Source organism: Paenibacillus brevis (assembly GCF_018919145.1).
GTDB classification, from domain to species: Bacteria; Bacillota; Bacilli; order Paenibacillales; family Paenibacillaceae; genus Fontibacillus; species Fontibacillus brevis.
The window spans coordinates 12,229-33,742 of sequence record NZ_JAHLQJ010000002.1; the positions used below are offsets into that span (position 1 = coordinate 12,229).

General features: G+C 47.3%; 18 protein-coding genes and 1 pseudogene. 7 read left to right on the forward strand and 12 right to left on the reverse strand.

The features are described 5' to 3' along the window. Window positions 1-245 precede the first annotated feature (245 nt). On the forward strand, window positions 246-1,004 hold the full coding sequence (locus tag KQJ23_RS02345; protein ID WP_216477079.1) for an AAC(3) family N-acetyltransferase: 759 nt from the start codon (window positions 246-248) through the stop codon (window positions 1,002-1,004). A 13-nt stretch (window positions 1,005-1,017) separates the two neighbouring features. Here KQJ23_RS02345 and KQJ23_RS02350 read toward each other — a convergent pair whose 3' ends face one another. Genes KQJ23_RS02350 through KQJ23_RS02360 form a run of 3 tightly spaced genes read right to left on the reverse strand, consistent with a single transcriptional unit; the run spans window position 1,018 to window position 4,956 of the window. After that, window positions 1,018-2,211 (reverse strand): Ger(x)C family spore germination protein, encoded by a 1,194-nt coding sequence (locus KQJ23_RS02350; RefSeq protein WP_216477080.1) that lies wholly within the window; start codon window positions 2,209-2,211, stop codon window positions 1,018-1,020. Then, window positions 2,204-3,307 (reverse strand): GerAB/ArcD/ProY family transporter, encoded by a 1,104-nt coding sequence (locus KQJ23_RS02355; protein WP_216477081.1) that lies wholly within the window; start codon window positions 3,305-3,307, stop codon window positions 2,204-2,206. The genes KQJ23_RS02350 and KQJ23_RS02355 overlap by 8 nt, the downstream gene beginning before the upstream one ends. 20 nt (window positions 3,308-3,327) lie before the next feature. Continuing rightward, window positions 3,328-4,956, reverse strand: coding sequence for a spore germination protein (locus KQJ23_RS02360; RefSeq protein WP_216477082.1), 1,629 nt, complete (start codon window positions 4,954-4,956; stop codon window positions 3,328-3,330). Window positions 4,957-5,251: 295 nt separating this feature from the next. Between KQJ23_RS02360 and KQJ23_RS23610 the strand changes: the two are divergent. Both KQJ23_RS23610 and KQJ23_RS23615 read left to right on the forward strand, forming a co-directional pair. Further along, a pseudogene (locus KQJ23_RS23610) lies at window positions 5,252-5,458 on the forward strand (helix-turn-helix transcriptional regulator); the annotation flags it as partial. Between the two features lie 81 nt (window positions 5,459-5,539). After that, complete coding sequence (locus tag KQJ23_RS23615; protein ID WP_249529482.1) at window positions 5,540-6,349, forward strand: class I SAM-dependent methyltransferase; 810 nt, start codon at window positions 5,540-5,542, stop codon at window positions 6,347-6,349. A 77-nt stretch (window positions 6,350-6,426) separates the two neighbouring features. Here KQJ23_RS23615 and KQJ23_RS02370 read toward each other — a convergent pair whose 3' ends face one another. After that, on the reverse strand, window positions 6,427-8,169 hold the full coding sequence (locus tag KQJ23_RS02370) for a flavocytochrome c (RefSeq protein ID WP_249529454.1): 1,743 nt from the start codon (window positions 8,167-8,169) through the stop codon (window positions 6,427-6,429). A 351-nt stretch (window positions 8,170-8,520) separates the two neighbouring features. Between KQJ23_RS02370 and KQJ23_RS02375 the strand changes: the two genes are divergently transcribed. Beyond that, complete coding sequence (locus KQJ23_RS02375; protein WP_216477085.1) at window positions 8,521-8,961, forward strand: Hsp20/alpha crystallin family protein; 441 nt, start codon at window positions 8,521-8,523, stop codon at window positions 8,959-8,961. A gap of 152 nt (window positions 8,962-9,113) precedes the next feature. Here KQJ23_RS02375 and KQJ23_RS02380 read toward each other — a convergent pair whose 3' ends face one another. The 4 genes from KQJ23_RS02380 to KQJ23_RS02395 form a co-directional block, all read right to left on the reverse strand. After that, a complete protein-coding gene (locus KQJ23_RS02380) occupies window positions 9,114-9,392 on the reverse strand; it encodes a hypothetical protein (protein ID WP_249529455.1) in 279 nt (92 codons plus the stop codon). An 80-nt stretch (window positions 9,393-9,472) separates the two neighbouring features. Next, window positions 9,473-10,300: a hypothetical protein gene (locus KQJ23_RS02385; RefSeq protein ID WP_216477086.1), complete on the reverse strand. Its 828-nt coding sequence runs from the start codon at window positions 10,298-10,300 to the stop codon at window positions 9,473-9,475. Window positions 10,301-10,771: 471 nt separating this feature from the next. Next, on the reverse strand, window positions 10,772-11,746 hold the full coding sequence (locus KQJ23_RS02390) for an aldo/keto reductase (protein ID WP_216477087.1): 975 nt from the start codon (window positions 11,744-11,746) through the stop codon (window positions 10,772-10,774). A 160-nt stretch (window positions 11,747-11,906) separates the two neighbouring features. After that, complete coding sequence (locus KQJ23_RS02395; RefSeq protein WP_216477088.1) at window positions 11,907-12,995, reverse strand: NAD(P)/FAD-dependent oxidoreductase; 1,089 nt, start codon at window positions 12,993-12,995, stop codon at window positions 11,907-11,909. Window positions 12,996-13,236: 241 nt separating this feature from the next. Here KQJ23_RS02395 and KQJ23_RS02400 point away from each other — a divergent pair, with 241 nt between their 5' ends. Beyond that, on the forward strand, window positions 13,237-14,112 hold the full coding sequence (locus tag KQJ23_RS02400) for a MerR family transcriptional regulator (RefSeq protein ID WP_216477089.1): 876 nt from the start codon (window positions 13,237-13,239) through the stop codon (window positions 14,110-14,112). 180 nt (window positions 14,113-14,292) lie between these two features. On the opposite strand, the gene KQJ23_RS02405 is transcribed toward KQJ23_RS02400, so the two are convergent. The 4 genes from KQJ23_RS02405 to KQJ23_RS02420 form a co-directional block, all read right to left on the reverse strand. Beyond that, a complete protein-coding gene (locus KQJ23_RS02405; RefSeq protein ID WP_216477090.1) occupies window positions 14,293-15,639 on the reverse strand; it encodes a glycoside hydrolase family 5 protein in 1,347 nt (448 codons plus the stop codon). 18 nt (window positions 15,640-15,657) lie between these two features. Beyond that, window positions 15,658-16,503: a carbohydrate ABC transporter permease gene (locus KQJ23_RS02410; RefSeq protein WP_216477091.1), complete on the reverse strand. Its 846-nt coding sequence runs from the start codon at window positions 16,501-16,503 to the stop codon at window positions 15,658-15,660. Between the two features lie 21 nt (window positions 16,504-16,524). Next, the gene (locus tag KQJ23_RS02415) at window positions 16,525-17,415 is read right to left on the reverse strand and encodes a carbohydrate ABC transporter permease (RefSeq protein WP_216477092.1); all 891 of its coding nucleotides are present in this window, start codon (window positions 17,413-17,415) and stop codon (window positions 16,525-16,527) included. Window positions 17,416-17,504: 89 nt separating this feature from the next. After that, on the reverse strand, window positions 17,505-18,797 hold the full coding sequence (locus KQJ23_RS02420; RefSeq protein ID WP_216477093.1) for an ABC transporter substrate-binding protein: 1,293 nt from the start codon (window positions 18,795-18,797) through the stop codon (window positions 17,505-17,507). Between the two features lie 241 nt (window positions 18,798-19,038). Here KQJ23_RS02420 and KQJ23_RS02425 point away from each other — a divergent pair, with 241 nt between their 5' ends. Beyond that, complete coding sequence (locus KQJ23_RS02425; RefSeq protein WP_216477094.1) at window positions 19,039-20,574, forward strand: sensor histidine kinase; 1,536 nt, start codon at window positions 19,039-19,041, stop codon at window positions 20,572-20,574. A 131-nt stretch (window positions 20,575-20,705) separates the two neighbouring features. Further along, on the forward strand, window positions 20,706-21,416 hold the full coding sequence (locus KQJ23_RS02430) for a response regulator transcription factor (protein WP_216477095.1): 711 nt from the start codon (window positions 20,706-20,708) through the stop codon (window positions 21,414-21,416). The last annotated feature ends 98 nt before the right edge of the window (window positions 21,417-21,514 follow it).

Below are 21,514 nucleotides of genomic sequence, written 5' to 3' on the forward strand. Positions count from 1 at the left end.
CCTTCCGGCAATAGACTAAGATCAATATAGGCGTGGGAGAAGATGACGGACTTCTCTCCGCCTATTTACTATGAATGTACTTAAAATGCGAGTTCAAAAAGTCAACTGTTCAGCACCGCGCGCAGGCTTCAAGCGCGTGGTAGGACGATACGGGTGTCACCACACGCCGCACGGAGGGGTGAAGCAGGCGTTTCGTGATCAAAAGGTCACTTTTTGAACAAGCTCTTAAAAAGGGAGAGAAGGAATTGCACACCCAAGAAAGCTTGATGAAGCAATTAGAGCAGTCAGGTATCCAGTCCAATGGAACGTTGCTGGTTCATTCTTCTATGAAGAGTATCGGTGAGGTAGCCGGCGGCGCAGATACCGTACTAGATGTGCTTGCTTCCCATATGGCGGACGGCCTGCTTGTGCTGCCGACCCACAGCTGGTCTACGATTAATGCAGACAATCCGCGGTTTTATGTGGATCGTTCGCCATGCTGTGTCGGGATCTTGCCAGAGCTGTTCCGGCAGCGCCCGGGCGTAATTCGCTCATGGCATCCGACGCATTCTGTGGCAGCTTTAGGACGGGATGCCGAGGAATTCACCAGCGGAGACCACCGGTTCGATACCCCTTGTGCCCGGGGATCTGCATGGGGCAAGCTGTTGGACCGCAAGGCTGCCATTATGCTTGTCGGGGTTGATCTTAGGCGTAACACCTTTATTCATGGCGTGGAGGAATGGGTCGACATTCCCGGCAGAATGACGGATGATCATGAAATGCTGATCACGGTCTTGCCTGACGGAACAGAAATCTCGGTGCCTTCCCGCAGACATTCCGGACTGTCCTGGTCAGAGCATTTCTGGAAGGTGGAGGATGTTCTGTTGGAGCGCGGGGCCATGAAGATAGGACAGCTTGGTGATGCAGTCACGCGAATCTGCGATGCTGAAGCTGTGACCAAGGTAATTACTGAGATGCTTCTGGATAACCCGGATTTGTTCTCCGACAACGAGCCATTAGCTTAAAGAATAACACAGGTTACTTTTTCTCGGAAAAAGACCCAAAGTCTGTAATGCTCAGTTTGTAGGATATCGAAATTTTGGACTGGCTGAATCTTTCATCCCAGTCGTCCTTTACCTTTTTCCAGACCGAGGGGTACTTGATGGCTAGCTGATCTCCAAAGCCCGCAACATCCGCAGCGTAAGTATTCTGCAGCTTGTGGATCAGCTGTGTCATCATTCGAATAAGCTCTTCCTCAAAAATTTTGCTTGCCTCGTCTGCGTACTCCTGGGTGGTTGAGGTATCCCCTTTGCTCCACGTCTCAATGATTCTTCCTGTCGTTGTAATTTTCACATCAAAGGATATTTCTTCCCCTTCTACATGGGGAGTAATTTTGCTCTTTAATGATTTCATTTCAAAGACCAGCGGCTCGCCTTTTGAGTCGTTCACTTTAATGACTCCTCTATCCCCTTCGCCTCGGAGCCAAGTCAGGCACATGGTATCCTCTTCCTCCAATGACCCAATGGATTGTCCTATGGAGCCTTTAATGATTTCCGCACCCGAGAAGAGTGTCTCCTTGCCAGCTGTGATCAGCCTTTGCAGAACAAAGCTCTTTCTCGAATGAATCATCGCATCCAGCCTGGCCAGCGTAACAGGGCGCATGACTTTACTCGTTCGGGAACGGTTGCGCGACATGCCGATAAGAGCGACTGCAGGAATCTCTTTGTTTGGAGTGCCGACCAATACATCCATGGCCTCCCCTTCACTGACAAGTACAATGCAGCTGGGACGAATATCGTTGTCCCGAAGAAGGAAATCGGTCAATTGCTCGGCACTTTGCTTCTTCAAAAGATCCGCCGATATAACGATTACTTTGAGGTGATGCCCAATAATAGGGCGGTCCAGACGAATTGAGAACTGGCGGAATATTTGCAGAATCGAATCCCCGCTCCCGGAGATGTTGAAGAAGGGGGAACTCTTCTCCAGAGACTTGTCCTCATTAGAAGCTGCGCCCACAGCAGGAACAACTTGAATCGTTACCAAGAGTTTATCCTGCTTGGGGTACCTGGCTCCTTTACGTTCCAAATCTTTTTCCTTAGGCGCCGGCTTACCGGCATCCAGTGATAATCCAAGATAAAGAGCCAGATCCTCAACCTCCCTGCTGCTCCAGCAGCCTGACAGCAACAAGAGCACACAGAGGACACTTATAAGCTTGCGGAGACCTCTAAACATGACCTTTCGTTCCTTTCTTGCGTATCATCCAGATTAAAGAGAGCATCAGCGGCAACAGGAAGAACATTCCTAACCCGAGATAACCGATAGTATCTCCAAGTGTGAATACATCCTGCAAGCTTCTCGGAAGCATGGTGGCAATAAAAATGGCAGGGGCCAGCATGAAAATGATAGGCCTCAACTGAACATTAAAAATCTGGGATATGCCAAGGGAAGCTTGAAAGAAAAAACTGCTAAAATTACAGAACATCTGCATCAGCCAAATGACCATGAAAGGGAATTCCAGCCGCTCGATGAAAAAACCGGTGATCTCAAAGCTGCGGACAAGATCAATGGTGGGCCAAGTGCTGGTTACCACGCTATCCACGCTGAGGCAGCCGATGACAAACACCACAGTCAGCAGATACAGGAAGATGGGAATAGCGATGCCCCCCAGCATTGCCTTGACCGCCTGCTTTGGCTCCTGAACAAAAGCTACAAGCGTCAAAACGACTTCACATCCGGCATAGATGAGAATAGCCGTCTTCATTCCGCGCAGAACAGGCATTATTCCGGAACCGAGAACCGGGCGCAGATGGTTAATGTCAAACAGACGAAGACTCACGCCAAATGACACCAGCAAGACGAGAATCGAGATTGGAAGAACGATTTGAAACAGCCTTGCAATAGAGTTGATCCCGCCTAATACGAGGTATACCCCAACCCAGATAAAAGGAAGTACAACGGCCTCAGGAGGTGTTCCTTCAAGCAGAAAGAATGTCGTCACCTCCGCCAGTGTTCGGATCTCAAACCCGGCGACGCTGATGAAATACAAAATCAGGATCATTCCCACCAACTTGCCGGGGAACTTGCCAATGATTTTACCAGCGTATTGAAAGACCGTCTGCCCGGGGAATTGCAGGCATAGCTTCACCATAAGAAGAACAATGCCCAGCATTGCAGCTCCCCCCAGCAAAATGGTTAACCAGGCGTCCGGCGTCTCCATCGTCTGGGTGACATTTCGGGGAAGGGTGAGAATTCCTGCCCCCAGGAGCGTATTGGTCAGGAATACAGCAGCTTGCGAAGATGTTATTTTATCGTCTGTGCGAGTGAACACATTAAAGCCTCCTGACACAATTAGGTTTGGCGACGCTCCTGCCGCGTTTTCATCATAGCGGGTCGTTTCTTCATTAAAGAGATCGGAGCACGAATAAACAGATCCTTCCAATCCTGCAGCCGGTAAGGAGAGACTGGAGTCAGATAGGAGACACCGAAGCTCTTGAGCCGGGAGAGATGACTGCACAACAGCAGAAAGAACAAGATGGTTCCGAACATGCCCAGGATGGCGGCGAAGATCATCCCGAAAAAGCGTAATAGCCGCAAGGTAATCCCGGCGCTGTAAGACGGCATCGAGAAGGAGGAGATTGCGGTCACTGCCACCACGATGACAAGGATCGGACTGACAATGCCAGCTTGGACGGCTGCGTCTCCAACAATAATACCTCCTACGATCCCCATCGCCGGTCCGATCGGCTTCGGCAGCCTGATTCCCGCCTCACGCAGGATTTCGATAGCCAGCTCCAGGATCAGCACCTCGATTAATGAGGGGAAGGGCACTCCCTGCCGTGTCTCAATGATGGAGAGCACCAGTTCCGTCGGAATCAGTCCAGGATGAAAGGAAATAAATGAGATATAGATGGAGGGTGCCAATAGAGATAAAAAAGCAGCGAAAAAGCGAAGCATCCGAAGTAATGAACTGGGAATCCAACGCTCGTAATAGTCCTCCGGGGATTGAAGCAGCATACTGAAAGTAGCCGGCGCAATCAGCGCAAAAGGACTTCCGTCCTGCAGAATCGCCACTCTTCCCTCCAAAAGCCCATTGATAACACGGTCAGGCCGTTCCGTATTCTGGAGCTGCTGGAAAGGACTTAAATAGTTATCCTCAATAAGCTGCTCAATGTATCCTGAATCTGCGAGAAAATCAATGTCGATATTGCTTACACGCGCTTCGACCTCCTTCAGAAGGTCTGCATTTACGATATCTTTAAAGTAGGCAATGACCACATCCTTGGGAAGGGTGTTGCCGATTCGGTAGCTCCTCATCTCTAACTGTTCGCTGAAGCCCTGGCGACGGAGCATCGAGGTGTTTTCGCTGAGCACCTCCGTGAACCCGAGACGGGGGCCGCGCAGCAAGGCCTCGGACAGAGGCTCGACAATGGCGCGATTACTTGTATTTGGGTTCTGGATCAATAAGCCGCAGGGGACACCTTCTACAATGACTCCCGCATGCCCAAACAGGACGAGTCGGCTGAACTCTATTGCATCTGTTGCCTCTTTAAGGGTGTAAAATGGAAGGAGTCCGTTCCCGTTGAACGGGATGGAGAGCATATCGCGTGTAAGTTCAAACATGAAAAACTCAAGGATGCGCATGTTAAGCTCACGTTGCTGCTGCATTCCGTCCATATAGAATAAAGTCCCCTGGGCGTCAAGCTTGGACATCGGGAACTTTCGGATAACTAAATCGCTATTCTCGCCTATGACATGCAGGACAGAACGGATATCTGCGGCATAATCTCCGGAAAAAGGCATTCTTTCGACAGAGGACGAACTGGGAGACGGGGCCGAAGCAGTCTTAAAGTTACCGCCGCTCTTAATAAAGTCATGTACACGGGCAAATATTTTACTAAGAAGAAATGGGACCAGGAAGGCCGCAATTGAAAGAACCCAGATATGCCAGCTGGGTACAAACGACATCAGTGATGACATCAAGGAATGTTCACCCCATAATGGAATTAAAAGTCTTGCAATTAAGCTTTCCTAAGCGGGCTGATTTTAGTCACCATCTGAATGGAAGGGGCGAATGAAGAACGGTATCCGGAGCTTTATTTTGCATTTAAATGCGCCGATTGCAAAGCTTGTCCCCGGACGAGCAGATATAATTACAGCGAAGGTAACCGTAGGAGGTGATGTTGTGGATTGGCAGAAGTGCATGAACCAGGCCGTCGAATATATAGAGAACAACCTGTCCTCCGAGATTGATTACTGTACTGCCGCACAATTTATGAACTGCTCTGATTGGGAGTTTCGGCGAGTCTTTTCTTTTATAGCCCAGATCCCTTTATCCGAATATATCCGTCGCAGGAGATTAACCATGGCTGCTGAAGATGTTCGAAATGGTGACAAGATCATGGATGTTGCTTTGCGTTACGGTTATGAATCGCAAGCCGCTTTTTCCAGGGCCTTTAGGCAACTTCATGGATTATCGCCATCCTTGGCTCGTGACAAGAAGCTGATTCTTAAATCATTTCCGCGTCTAACCTTCAAGCTTATATTAATGGAGGGGTTAGGCATGGATAAAAAGTCGGGAAATCGCACAAGCATTATCGGTGGCGGGGAGGTCGGCTTCGCCATTTCGGTGGATTTAGACCAGAAGAACATCCATAAAACCAACAGCTCCTTTTGGGGCACCAAAGGGAATGATGTCTTAGGAACAACGGCGCTTCCGCTATACGGAGCTTATATTTCGGAAGAAAAATGTCAGCTGTTCGGTGATATATCAGGAAAGCGGGTGCTGGAGATCGGCTGCGGGACAGGCCATTCCTTGCAATATCTTGGTGATCGGAAGGCATCGGAGCTGTGGGGAATTGATATTTCGGAACAGCAACTGCAAAAAGCCAGGCAGCATCTGGAGGCATCAGGTCATTCAGCAGCATTGTTCTGTGCGGCTATGGAAGAAGAATGCGGCATACCGGTCAATTATTTTGATATAGTATATTCGGTGTATGGCATAGGCTGGACCACCGATCTTGAGGGTACCTTTCGACGGATCGCTTCTTACCTTAAAGAGGGAGGGACTTTTATTTTTAGCTGGTCTCATCCAATACATAAATGCGTTACAGCAGAAGACGATATCCTTGTTTTTAAAAAGTGTTATTTCGATGAATCCTGGTATTCGGTATCGCTGGATGGAGGCTCACTGTCATTATCGGACCGCAAGCTGTCAACCTATGTGAATGCATTGGCGAAGGCGGGGTTTGTTATTGAGGAAATGATTGAGGAGTCGGATGAGGAAATCATACAAGCGCAAGGTGAGAATGAGTTTTCAAAAAAGGCAAAGATGCTTCCCGTTACATTTGTAATCAAGGCTAGGAAATTATAAATGAGGAGCGGAGAGGCCCGCCTCACAAAATGGAAGCAACCATTTTTGCGAGGCGGGCCTCTGTTATATCCTCTTTGCTATTTCAATTCTGCCGCTGCAGTTTGACCTGCGATACGTCCGAAGACGATGATGTCGGCTACGGCATTACCGCCGATGCGGTTGCCGCCATGCACGCCGCCAGCGATTTCACCGGCTGCATACAGGCCTGCGATCGCGTGTCCATCCGGTTTCAGGACGTGAGTTTTCGTATCGATCTTCACGCCACCCATCGTATGGTGAATGCCTGGGGTTACAGGGATGGCGTAGTAAGGGCCTGTTTCAAGGGATTGAGTCAGGTGGACACGTTCGAATTCGGTATCCTTCCCGTCTTTAACAAATTGGGTGTAGGTCTTCAACGTGGCTTCCAAGGTAGCTGAATCGATTCCCAACTCGCTTGCCAGCAGGGAAAGGTCATCTCCCTTGGTTGCGTAGCCTTCTTTGATATATTTGGCCAAAGAAGCATTTTCGTCAACCATCTCCTGGTTTGTGATCAGGTAGGCCATTTTATCTATTTGCTTCAGGATATTTTGCGATACAACGTCACGTGTGAGCAGTTCATTTGTAAACCGCTTGCCTTCTTTATTCACGAGGATAGCGCCATCGCCGCGAAGCCCTTCTGTGAACATATAGCCTGATTCAGGATCGGTGGTCGGGTGAATTTGAATTTGCTCGATTTGCATCAAATCTGCGCCAACCTCTTGAGCCATGACGATCCCTGAACCGGTTGCTCCGGCATGGTTCGTTGTAGAGAAGCCTTCCAACTCAGGACGATATTGCACCACCATTTCGCTGTTGGCTCCAAAGCCGCCTGTAGCGAGAATAACCGCTTTTGCATTTACCTTAAACGGATTTTCATTCTTATCAATAGCTTCAACGCCTACGACAGCGCCGTCTTGTTCAATAAGCTTCACAGCTTTCGAATTGAGAAGAATATCAACCTCAAGCTCTTTTAATTTCTGTGACAGAACATTAACCACGACCGGACCAATCGCAGATCCGTCAGCCGGGGTGTGAATTCTTGGATTCGTTGCCCCGCCTGATAAGGAAACTCTGGAAATACCTGCGCCCATATCATTCAGCCAATAAATTGCATCAGGCGCATTATCGACCAGGGTGCGAAGCAATTCCGGATCATTAAGGTCATGACCGCCTTTCAATGTGTCTTCATAGAATGTCTGTTTAGAATCTTTAATGCCGTTCTCTTCCTGGATCGTTGTTTCGGCTGCATTAAGACCGCCGGTAGCACGGTTGGTGTTGCCGCCGATGATCGGCATTTGTTCAAGGATAACGACTGATTTTCCCGCTTCCTTGGCTTCAATGGCAGCCGAGAGACCTGCTCCGCCTGAGCCAACAATGACGATATCGACATTGAGATCCTCTTGCTTCGTTTGCTCGACGATTAGCTTATTAGCCGGATCCTTCAGGTCGGCAATATTTGCGCCGGCTTTTTCCAAGGCAAGGGAGACTGCCTCGATAATACCGGCACTGGATTCACTGGCGCCCGATACAGCATCGACGGCCAAGCTTTGGGTGTTGATAATATCAGCCGTCAGCTGTGCAACGGCTCCGTCTCCAATGCTGCCGGTTTCGCCATCGGCTGTAATTTCAATGGATTCGATCTTGTCTGCGGATACGGTTACCATAGCTTTAATTTCCCCGCCATGTCCCTTTGAGACGCCCTCGTAGGTACCAGGTGTAAATTTGCCGGCAGCAGCAGCGCCTTCATTGGCCGACTTTTCTTGGTTGCAGCCGACGACGAGCAGCATAATAAGTCCAACCATTAGAATTATGAATAAACTCTTTTTCACTATAATAACGCCCCTTTGTGTTTTATTTCACAATGTTGTGTTGACTTATGTTAGCATGATATATGGGATAGGCATTATTAGAATTGTCACACTGTCTATTAGAAAGGTCATAATATGAGGACCCCATCTCTTGAATATTCTTGCGTTCTCGATAAAAGGTCAGAAAAGGTCAAATAAACAGAAAAACCGTTCCCGATAAGGAAAACCATCAAAGACGGCAGATAATGGCTTTATGTGGCCTTATATGCTTTTTGTCAAGGTGAATAGTCGCGTCCTATAATAAAAGTGCAAGGTCAAAAAAAGTCAAAGAAAGGGGAATGTGTGATGTTTGATTTGGTTCCATTCGGAAGACGCAGAGAGGATGCATGGGGTCAGTTGGCGAAGGCATTTAATGATGTCTTTAGCGATGATTTCTTCACCTCGATGAGACCTCAGACACTATCCTTCAAGACGGATGTGCGCGAGACGGATCAGGCCTATCTGCTGGAGGCCGAGTTGCCCGGTTTTCGGAAAGAGGATATCGACATCGACTATGCAGCTCCTTACTTGACAATTCGGGCGGTTCACCAGGAAGATAGCAGTGTAGAGGATAACCAGCAACAATTGGTCCGTAAGGAACGGCGATATGGCGAGTATGTGCGCAGATTCTACGTGCAGGACATTGATGAAGATAGCATTCGAGCGTCCCTGAAGGATGGATTGCTGAAGCTGGAGGTACCGAAGCGTCATCCGACACCGTCGAAGCGAATTGAGATTCAGGATTAAAAATATCGAGCGTCAAAAACCCCAGAAATGCTACAATCACGGCATTTCTGGGGTTTCTACTAAATTTCCTTTCTTTGGAGTAGGAATATTAAGAAAAGAACAATTAGAAGGATACTTGTGGCTTAAGATTAAAAATATAATTACAGACTAAATTATTGTACTAATAAAGCAACATATACAATCAATACATAAAGTAATATTAATGTTAGAATAACAATTAAAGGAATAATCCAAATGGTTTTGGATTTAAATAGATCCAATAATTTGTCCCAACGTTTTAACAATTTATGACCAAGGGGCAATAACTCATACTCTAATTTATCTAGAACTATTTGGACTTTTTCTTCATCCATAGTAAGAAGTTGATAATCCCATATGTCTTCATAGCGGGTTCTTATCTCTTCTTTAGCGGAGCTATCTTTTAGCAACATTATTAAGTTCCTCCACACTTTTACTAAAGATAATAACATTAAGATATGGAGGATAGATTCAGTCTCCAGATCTTACTATTTTAATTTCCGTAAATATGACCTCGTATGGCTATACTGTTTCCAATGTCTTCATTTGTAGCTTTTAAATGAACCCCACTATATGTTCTTGAACTTGTTGTGATAGTAATGTAAAAGGCTGCTCCATCCCAGTAGTTCCAACCTGTATAAAAGGTTTGACCGTAAGCATCATCACTAAACAAGCCTTTTTTTACAATACTATATCGTACAGTGGTATCAGAAACGCTCCCAGCAATTTGTTGCCACCCTGTGACTCCTACAGCATTTTCGGTCATATCAAATTTATTGCTGTAAGCCGACTTTCCTACTTTTAGTAAAAATTCACTGTAACTTCCTAGCTCAGTAGCGGCAAGTGGTGAAATTACCACTGAATTCTGATGCTTAGTTAGTTTTTCCACTTTTTTGCTCATTGTCTCCTGCCCGTTGATCACCAATTTCCAACTGTTATCTTTATAAATAACTGGATAAGATACTGTATTTAATTCCCCGCTATCTTTTCTAGTTAATTCTACTAGCGCTGTGTAGCTATCATCTGGGTTGGGGGTTATACTCTTAAGATTAACTTCGGAGAAGGGATTACTAATCAAAGCTTCTTTATATTGATTTAACTGTTCCTCGGCGGTACTAAACCTTTCATCAATAACCCAATTTGCGGCTTTGTAAATATCTCCTTCTTGTACGGCCTTAATATAATTGTTTACAGATTGTTCTGCTAAATCTTTACTAGAGATGGGCTCTGCATTTGTGATCCCAGTAGATAACGAGAGTACGAGAAGAGGGACCAGCAATAATGACTTCTTTACCTTCCGTTTCAAGCTCAAAGTTTTCATAGTCAAATCCTCCTTTTTTTGTTTAATGGATTGTTAAACATGAGAGAGGGGTCAACATAATAAAAAGAAAGGTGCAGAACAAATAAATTCAAATAATCTGAATTTCTTATGCTTAGGATCCATCATCAACAACATACCATATTTTAGTATAATTGTATATTTTAATATTATAAAAATTTGGAAATTGTTTCATAACAAGATTTATAAGACACAATAAAGGTGTAGTGAGTTTCCTTTTTATATTGACGGATGTAAAAATAAGGGTTTTTATGCAAATACAAAATGTAAATCTAGCAAAAGATGGTGATATTTTTGGTTCTGATGTAAAACCATGGGCTTTCCGGAAGGGCATTTCTACAAACTATATGGCAATTGCTAGAAAATGCGTGAAAAAACCTTCGTTACAATAGAAAACCTCACCATGCCTCGAGCCTGGTATATGAAGAGCAGGGTAATTGCTTCGATTTTCCGCTAGCTCAAGCGGAAGTATCCGAACGGCTCCCCATTCCGGAAGGAGCGGCTGGCTTCATCCAGTTGCGTCATTGTTGCACTATCCAGCGCAAGCTCCACACTCTTGAGATTATCTTCCACCTGCTCCACGCGGGTAGCGCCCACGATCACACTGGACACCACAGGCTGCTCCATCAGCCATGCCAAGGATAGAGAGCTGGCTGAGCAACCGGCTTCGGAGGCAATCCGCCCGACTTCTCTGCCCAAGGCCAAGCTGTCTTCGCTGATACGCTGGGCGAAGGAAGGGTTCTTCTCCAGTCTGGAACCGGATGGTCCCTCCGTTGCCGAGGTGTATTTTCCCGTCAGAATCCCGCCAGCCAATGGGAAGTAAGGAATGATCCCAAGGCCTTGATCGATACACAATGGGATCACCTCGCGCTCCGGCGTCCGGTCAGCCAAAGAGTAGCTGGTCTGCATGGAGACAAAGCGGTTGAGTCCCAGGTGGTCACTGATGCCGAGCGCCTTCATCAGCTCCCAGGCTGCATAGTTCGATGCGCCGATATATCTTACTTTTCCCGAACGGATCATATCATCCAGCATCCGCAGCGTTTCTTCCAATGGTGTGTTTGGATCGAAGGTGTGAATCTGGTACAGGTCCACATAGTCCGTTCTGAGACGCTTCAAGCTCTTCTCCAGCTCAAGCATTAAATGACGGCGGGACGAGCCCTGCTCATTAGGCCCCTTCCCTGTAGGCAGGCCGGCTTTAGTCGCCAGAATGACTTGATCGCGCCGGTTCTGGGTGGCTTGTCCAATAATGCTCTCGCTGGCTGTGTCGGAATAAATGTTGGCCGTATCCAGAAAATTAATGCCTCGATCCAGTGCAGCATGGATGATCTGCTCCGAAGTTTTAGCATCCGCACGCGAGCCGAACGAATTTGTACCGAGTCCCAGTACCGATACCTCAAGTCCGCTTCGTCCCAGTCGTTTATAGTTCATGTTCGATTCCTCCAATCAATCCTATCGAGAATTTACTTTTAGTATAGCTAATCCGGATCAACAAAAGCCATACTTATCGCCCCTGTCGTAGCAGTCCAAATACCTTTAGATTGATTGTGCTCCAAAGGACTGGCTTATGACGGAGTGGAGGTGGGAGGTGTTATTGCGTCAGCTTAATGTAGGGACGGAGCAGATAACTGGCCATTTTTAAAGGATCCAGTTTCGGGTTTGTAATTAACTTCTCTCCCCATGAGCTATCGAGGTGCTGGATAATGGTATCCAGGGTTTCATTCGAGAGGCGCTCCATGGCTCTGCGCAGAATGATCGAGTTCTCATAGCTCTGTCTGATCGGCTTGGTGAGCTCCTCATAATGACCAAGTCCGCATAAATCATGGGCGGCATAAATTCCGGTCATCAAGGAGGCATGCTGGCCAAAACCCATGAACGGCATCATTGCTCCGAAGCAATTGCCGACATAAAACGTATTGCCAACCCTGCCGGTATGGCATAGCCCCATAGGGTAACCGGTAATTTGGAACCGGTCAGTGACAGACAGCCCTTGTTGAAGTTCCGCTTGTGCCTTCTGATAAAGCCGGTCCCAAGAGTGTTCAATATCTATTTCAATCTCAGAGAGATCGGGGAAGGCAATGACCAGGTTGGCTTCTTTCTCGGAGAAGGGGATGAGGTACCCATATCCGAAAGGAGCAATCTCATAGTCCAGCCAAGTCATGACTTCATAAGGATCAAAGCTGCCCTCGACCGTTGCTCCCTTGATGGATACTGTCAGATCTTCCCTGAAGTTGCGGGTCTTTTTCGCATAGTCGCTGTCACCGGTTGCCAGCACCACATGCGTGTACTCTGCGAGCAGCTCCTCATACGTTTTTTCAGAATGATAATGGATTTTCGACTTCACCTGCCTCCCCAACTGCGCTTCGAACGAATTCTTCTCTCTACCGCGAACATTCGTAAAACCCAGCTGTCCTTTCAGAACAGCCTTCTTATGCTTCGAATAAATCGTCATTTTAGAGATACCCGCAGCCGGTTGCAGGAAGATGCCGAATTGCTCCGATAAGTAGGCGATACTGTCGTTGACAGGACGAGTGAACATGGAGAGAAGAACCTCCCCGTTCACAAACCGGTCTCCGATCCTGCTGCGTTTTTCATAAATAACCGGTTCGATTCCATGCTGCTCCAGCGTAATGGCGCAGGCCAGGCCGGAAAGCCCGGCCCCCATAATAGCGACTCTCATCAAGCTCGCACTCCTTTAAAACATTTTTGTCTACAGGTTTCCCGAAGACAGAGGGAGTATTCGCTTGACTCGGGTGACCATCAACTGATTGTAACCCGGGGGACTTGATCATCCCTGCAAGCAAGCCGGCGGCAACGGCCAATACAACATACACTGCAGCAGCCTTTTTCAAAGGGTTTCGGCATAATTGATTTGACTATTCCCTTGGGACCTGGCTTATGATGGTCATGAGGTGGTCAAAATGTTGATTCAAGAGGCATGCAAGGCATGCTCTATTACGAAGAAGGCTGTAGAATACTATATCAAGCAAGGATTGGTGCACCCCGAGGTTGATGCTAACGGTTACAGGAATTTCAACGGCCAGGAGCTGGCTCGGCTGAAAGAGATCGCAGTGTTAAGGGGCTTGGGGTTGGGCATTCCGGAGATCAGAAATATACTTGAAAGCAAGAATAAGTCCGCCGCGGTATCCAAATACAGCTATTTGACTCATCTCAAGCATCAGCAACAGCTTGAACGGGAGAAGCGTCTTGAACGATTGGCGGAAGATTATGATATTGATCGGGAGCTGCAAGAGATGAATGCTTATCGGAACCGGATATTTTCCCTTCAGGAGAGATTGGTCCTGTCTTTTCCCGGCGCCTTCGGAATGTATTTGTCGATTCATTTCGGTCCCTTTTTAGATATAGCTGTAGACAGCGATGAAAAAGAGCAAGCTTTCATGAACATCATCCATTTTCTGGACAGGCTAGACATCCCGGAAGAGATGGATGCATTGCTCGAACAGTATTTTCCCCTCATGCGAATGGAAGATATGGCTGAAGTCAGCGGTTCGCTGCAACAGGTTATTCTTCATGCCCCGGAGTCATACATAGAGGAGCATCGGGAGAAGATTCAGGCCTATAACGAATATCGCAACTCGGAGCATTACAAGACGACATCCGCCTATAAGCTGCAACAAGTTCTGTTGGAATTCCAGCGGGATAGCGGCTACGCCGGCATCTTCATCCCTAATATGAAAATCTTAAGCCCTGCTTACCGGGAGTATGCTGACAAGCTGCATGCGGCGAACCGAATCTTTGTGGAGAAATTCCCGACGAGTGAAGGCAGTTCGGAGTAGAAAGCACCAGGGCGCTTTGAGATGACAGCATTGTCTAACAAATAAAAAAACAACAAGGGACTGGTATCGGCAGGGGTCCCTTGTTGTTTTGCTGCCTGTATTTCACTGTAGATGGAAGGGCTGTCCCCCGGTCATCTGGGAGGATCTTGGGGACAGCCTAGCTTAGTTTTTAAAGTTTTCTTATGCCTTCGTATACTTCTCAATCAATTCCTCAAGCTCGCTCCAATGCCCGCAGTTTTCCCAACGGAAGGATTCAGGCAGCTTGGACATTGCCTCCCAGGAGCGTTTTTGCAGATAGGGCTTCAGGTTCTGCTCGACACAGATCGCCTGCATAATTGTTCTCATGCGGAATTGCAGCGGATACCTTTCTTCCTTGGAGATCGGCTTGAAGTAGGTCTCGGCCATGTAGTCGACCAATGCTTCGCCCTTTTCCTGCTCCTTGTGCTGGTTCCAGACCAGTTTGATTTCTTCCGTCAATTGGCGCCAAGGCGTCTCGATCTTAGGATATACGATACCCATCACGTTAGCGTCTTTATAGAGCCACAGTGCCCAAGACACATTGTTTTGCTCGCACAGATCGAGCATATCCTCAATAATCTCCATTTGGAAATGGATATCTTCTTTCTCGAACACCAAGCCAAGCTCGCCGCACCAGAGCGGGCGCTTATATTTCTCGCGGATGTTCAGAAGACTATGGAATTCCTCGGCAAAAATCTTTTTCCGGCGTTCGCGGCTCATTTCATGCGTTAGCACGGCAGGATCTTTGACGAACGGATAGAAGTGGAATTCGTAAGCCACCTGCGGATCATCCACAGGGTCCAGCATGGAAAAGTCCGTCGTAAACGCGTTCCCTTCAATGAAAATAATGTGTTCCCGGTCATATTTGCGGATTTCCGCAAGCACTTTGCGGTAGAAATCATTGAACACTTCCGCATTCGTTACCAGGGAAGGCTCGTTCACGATATCGTAAGCGGCGATCCAAGGCTGGTTCTTGTAATACTGCGCGATGTGACCCCAGAGACCGATGACCGTATCCCGCAGCGCACCGTATTCCCAGAACAGCGGCAGACCGGAGTAGGTATCGCAGTGCCAGTCCGGGTTTTGTCCGCCGGGAACGGAGTGAAGCTCCAAAATCGCGTAGATCTCATATTTTTCACAAAGGGCAACAATATGGTCAATGTATTTAAAGCCGTCGTTCTTATAGACGCCCGGATTTTGATCATCGATGAAGTATTTATAATTGAATGGAAGCCGCAGATGGTTGACGCCAATTTTTTTCAAAAATTCAAAGTCCTTTTCGTTCATATACTCCATCAAGAAACGGTCGAAGAAATCCGCGGTGCGCTCCTTGCCGTACACTTCCTCAAACGTCCTTTTAATCAAGGTATCCGTGCCGGGAAGGCCGATCAAAAAGTGCTCGAGATTCATCCATGTGCCTAAGTTGAAGCCGCGGAACAGGATTTCTTCGCCGTTTACGGTGAAATTTTCGCCTGTAACCTGAACAAAATGCCGATTTGAAGCCGTCATATTCAACACCTCTATTTATTAGTTTTTCATTCCCGTGGTAGCTACGCTTTGCATAAAGAAGCGTTCGCCTAGGAGGAACACGGCAACCATAGGAATGGTCGCGATCACGGTGCCGGCCATCAGCAGGCCGTAATCCATCGTATGCTCGGTTTGGAAGGCCTTCATGCCCAACTGCAATGTCTTCAACGTATCGTCGTTCAAATAAATGAGCGGGGCAAGGTAATCATTCCACATGAACGTAAATGTGAAAATCGTCAGCGTCGACAGGCTTGCCGCCGACAGCGGCATCATGATTCTCCAGAATATTTTCCACTCATTGTAACCATCCACCCTTGCAGCCTCATTCAGCTCGTTCGGCAAGCTCATGAAGAACTGGCGCATCAGGAAGATGCCGAAGCCGCTAAATAATTGGATCAGAATGTATCCGGCGTGGCTGTTATATAACCCCAAGCTGCTGACGACCGAGAACTGCGGCACCATGATGGAATGCCATGGCATCATCAGGTTGGTCATGAACAGAATGAAAATGAGGTTCTTGAACGGCACTTTCAGCTTGGCAAAAGCGTAGGCCGCCATAGAGCAAATCACGACTTGCAATACGGTAATGATTACGGACAGCTTGACGGTATTCAAAAAATATTGCGCAAAAGGAATGGCGGTCCAGACTTCTTTATAATTGTTCAAATATAAGGACTGGGGGATCCAGTTCATCGGATTTTTGAACAGATCCACATCTGTCCGCAAAGAGGCCGATATCATCCATAGGAACGGAAAAAGAGTGGCAAGCGAAAAGATGACCAAGACCGCAAGCAGCAGCCAGTAGAGAGGCTTGGTACTTTTCAGTTTAGCAATCGCATCCTGCATAGGGTTCTCGCTCTCCTTTCCTTAGTAGGTAACCCATTTTTTCTCGAGCCGGAATTGAATCAGGGAGATGACCATGATGATCAGGAACAGGATAGTCGACATGGCTGCTGCGTATCCCATCCGGTAGTTGATAAAGGCCTCCTGATAAATCCGGAACACAAGCACGTTGGTGGAGCGGCCCGGACCGCCGTCGGTCATGACGGATACCAGATCGAACACCTGGAACGAGTTAATGATCGTAAGAATCAACACCATAAACAGCGTTGGCGACAGGCTTGGCAAAGTCACGTACAAAAACTGCTTGAACTTGCTGGCGCCGTCAAGCTCGGCGGCCTCGTACAGATGCTCGGGAATGCCTTGAATACCGGCCAGCAGGATGATCATGTAGTAACCGAAGCTCTTCCATACGGCGACCAGAATGATTGCGAGCAGCGCCCACTGGGAAGACATCAGCCATTCCGGAGGATTCGCAATCCCGATAGCCTTCAGCATGTAATTGATTGGGCCGGAAACGGGATTGAACAAGAGTCCCCAGGCGATGGCAATGGACACCATGGAAGTGATGTAAGGGAAGTAAAAGGCCATCCGCAAATATTTACGGAGATGGAGCACATTGTTCAAGGCGATTGCCGCAAACAAGGAGAGAACCATCGTTAGCGGTACAAAGAGGGCCGTATAGACCAGATTATTTTTTAGCGAAACCAGGAAATAATCGTCCTTAAATAAATGGGCATAGTTATTGAAGCCGATGAAATTCGGCGTAACGTTAAAGCCTCCGTAATCGGTAAAGCTCATAACGAAGCCGTAGATTAAGGGGACAAAGATAAATACCGCAAACAAGACAAAGGCCGGAAGAATGAATAACGTCCCCGGAACGTATGACTTGTAGTTGGCCAGACGTTTACTTGTCATCAATGCAACCTCCTTTGTGGATTACTGCCGGAATATCAGTTCGGCCTCCGCCAACAACGAAGCGGAGGCCGATTTGCTTGGCTTAAGAATTACTTATTAAGCACGGATTGGCGATTTTTGATAAAGTTTTGAATGGCGGTGGCCGAATCCTGCTCCTGGAACAGGAAGAGATCCCGTTGTTCGTTAAATACGCGGTTCACTTCGTCGATATTTGCGACCGGCTGGTTTTCCACGACCGTGTTTGCTTCAAAGAAGAAGCCGCTGCCTTGCAGACCGGTTGCCGTCAGGAAAGATTCTTGGGTCTTTTCGCTGGAGTACGCCGGCAATACGCTTGACTCGGCAATGATCGATTCGCCTTGTTCACCGGTTACAAATTGCACGAATTTGAAGGCGGCGTCAGCATTCTTACTTTGCGGGTTGATGCCGATAAAGGTGCTTACGCCACCGACCGTGATCGGATCGTTCATTCCCTCCGGCAACGGCATTGGAGCCATATCGAATTCCATATCGGTCTTGCCGGCGGCAATATCCGCCTTCAGCATATTGATCGTCCATTCCCCGTTAATCATCATGGCGACGTTACCGCTTTCAAATTGCTTAATCCAGTCAATGCTTTCTGCCTTCATTTGTTTGTAGCTCATATGGGAGCCGTCCTTATAGTACAAGCGGTCCAGATAGTCCAGCCAATTGGCTAACGGGTCCAGGCTGTCGTCAAGAACGGTGGAGCCTTCTTGCAAAGCGCCCAGCGGAGCGATAATCCAGTCGGCGTAATAACCGCCCCATTGTTTATCCGCGCCCTCGCCTTTGGTCAAGCTCTTGGCGAGATCGGCATATTCGTTCCAGGTCATTTGCGTCGGATATTCGATGCCCGCTTCGTCAAACAGCGTTTTGTTATAGAACAATGCATACTGGGAGGTACGGTAAGGAAGCGCGTAATATTTGCCTTCCGTCAGCACGCTCGTAATATCCTGAAAGCTGGGGCCATAGGCGCTGACATCCATGTTGGTCTCCTTGATTCGGTCGGTCAGTTCTACGAGCTGGCCTTTTGACGAGTACAAGCCGAGGCTTGATGTTCCGTTCATGCTGTATACGTCCATCTTGGAGCCGCCGGACAGATTATTCATGATTTTCGTGTTGTATTCGTCGGCATTGTTGCTGATCGTATTCATGCGGACTTCAATGTCGCCGTTCTGTGAGTTGAACGCCTCTACGACCTTGGTCATATAATCCTCTTCATCCGTCCAAGTGTAGTATTCCAAGACGGTTTTTTCGCCGGCGCCCGCATTTCCTGTACTATTGTTATTACCTTGGCCGCAGCCAGCCAAAGCTAAGATAAATGCCAGCGATAAAGATAAAGCGGCTAAGCTTTTCTTTCTAGTCATTAAGAACCCCTCCTGTATCTGGTTTATATTTTTAGTCTAAATGTATCGACGATCTCTGATAAGGTGGAACTTTTATCATCGGTTTCCGCGGATAAAACGGCTGGAAAGCGGGAATATTGGCGCATGAATAAGGGAGGATGCTTCGCACGCAGACCTCTCGCTCTGTTGGGGTTGTAGAAAATTTCAACCTCCGTCGATGATATAAATATAGTAAGTTTTAATTATAAAGAAGAGGGAAGGGATGGCCGATATGTTTATTTTCCTGGTGCTGATCTTGTTCATAGCCATATCCGTATTTCTCTTTTTCCAGCGGAAATATACCAAAGCCACTCTTTTTATGCTGTTGATGGGCTTTTCCTATTTAGTTGTGGTGTCCTGCATTATTATTTACATGTCAAAGGATGCGTACTATTACTACAGTCTTGAAGCTTACTTCGGAATCAGGAAGGACTTGCAGAACCGGCTCATGTTCCTGCCTATTACCCGTGAAAGCCTGATCCGGTTTTTGAATTTGTTCTCGATGACCTTCTTGTACGCGGGGCTGTGCTCGGGGATTTATTTTGCTTTTAATATGCAATTCAAGCGCCGGTTTATATTGCTCGCCTTGCTTGCGGTTCCTTGCCTCCTGCAGATTATTATGTATGATCCGGACTTTTACACTTACTTGTACTACAATCTGTATCCCGACTATGTAAGCTCGCAAGCTTTTGTCTCTGCGTATGAGACTTTGCACAGGATCACTTTGACGGTGAATACCTTGTATATTGCGGCAGGAACCGTTTTACTGGTCTATGCCTTGGTAAATGCGCCGAAGGTTCGACAGATCCGAAGTAATATTCTGATGATTCTGATTTCTTATATTTCTGTGCAAATCACCTATTATTACATGAATTACTGGGCGCCCGACGTACTGATTAAGGTATCGAAGGCGGCTCATTTCACCAGGTATTTGCCGATCAATTTGGTCGGTAACCCTTCCATCTATGTTTTGTTGCCGTATATCTCGGGATTATGCCTGTTAGTCAGTCTATACAGTATTTATAAATACACGCGAATTCAGAACAGCATCAAGAATCAGGAGTCGGTTATTTCTGAAAATATCGATTCAGCACTGTTCACCTCTCGCGTTTTTAGCCATTATATTAAGAACGAACTGTTGGGCATCATGGCGCAAACCGAGTTTCTCGAGCATATGTGCGAGCGTTCTCCGGAGGTCGTAGAAGAGATCCGCGTTATTGAGCAGCGCTGCCGTAAGGTATATGACCGCTTAGACGCCGTGCACCAGAAGACACTAAAGTCCAAGATCGAGCTAAAGCCGGTTATGTTGAATGGACTATTGGACAAATTGATGAAAGATATGCATTCTGAATACAAGCAAGTTCAAATCGAATATGCACCGTCGGGGCGGCAGGCCATAATTATGGCCGATCCTTACTACTTCCCGCAAGCTATTGAGAATATTGTGTCTAACGCGGTGGAAGCCCTTGAATCCATACCAGAGAAATCAAGAAAGATCGATATTGAGACTACGGTGAGAAATAAATGGGTTGAGCTGGTGATTACGGATAATGGTCCGGGGATCGCGGAGGAAGAGCTTAAAAATATTTTCCAACCCTTCTATTCTTCCAAACCAACAGCTACAAACTGGGGGATGGGCTTATCCATATGCCATACTATTATTACAGCCCATGGCGGCAAAATTAATGCAGAGAGCACATTGGGCGAGGGTAGCTCGTTTCATATCGTTATGCCTTTGCTGTCTATTGCCAATACTTAAAAGCCGGGAGTTTAGAAGGTTCGCTGGCCAAACTGCTGCTTAAAGTGCATGTTCAAAAAGTCAGCTTTTTAGAAAACCTTCGCGATCAAAAGATAACTTTTTGAACAACTGCTTAAAGGAGATGGAGCAGCATGTCAAGCGCCTCAAGTACGCCGATGATCAAAGTGCTCATTGTGGAAGACGACCCGTTAATTAGTAAGCGTTATCAAATGATCTTGTCAAAGGATAAGCAGATCGAATGCGTCGGCAGAGCCTCCAGCGGCTACGAGGGGACGATGCTTGCCGCACTTCATAAACCGGACATCGTCTTGATGGATATCGAGCTTGAAGATAAGCAGGCAGGCCTCCGGGCGACCGAAGAAATTCTGAACTATCTGCCGGGGGTCAAGGTGGTGATATTGACGGTCTGCGAAACGGACGATACTGTGTTCCGGGCCTTTGAACTGGGAGCTACCAATTATTTGCTGAAGAATATGCCCGCGAACGCCATCCTGCAAGCCATCAAGGACGCTTATTACGACCTTCCCGCATTGCACTCGAATATAGCAGGCAAGATTACACGCGAATTCAAAAGAATCAAGACCACCGAAGACAGTCTGATGCATAACTTCTATATTTTGACGACGCTTACCCCGACAGAGCTTGAGGTTTTGGAATTGCTCATGAAGGATTATTCCCGTCAGGAAATCTGCAAGCTGCGGCATGTGGAGACCTCGACCCTGAAGTCGCAAATCAACAGCATTCTGAAGAAGTTCAACAAAAGCAGCGTTCAGGAGACTTTGCCCGTGCTCCGTGAATTACACATTCCGGAAATCCTGGCTCAGCGGAAAGGGAAGCTGTGAGGAAAGGGAGAAGGTGGCACTATCCTCCTGGCTGCTTACCTGCAAAGCGAAACGAACAGAAAGCCGGGCGAAAACTTTATTCGCCCAGCTTTCTTTAT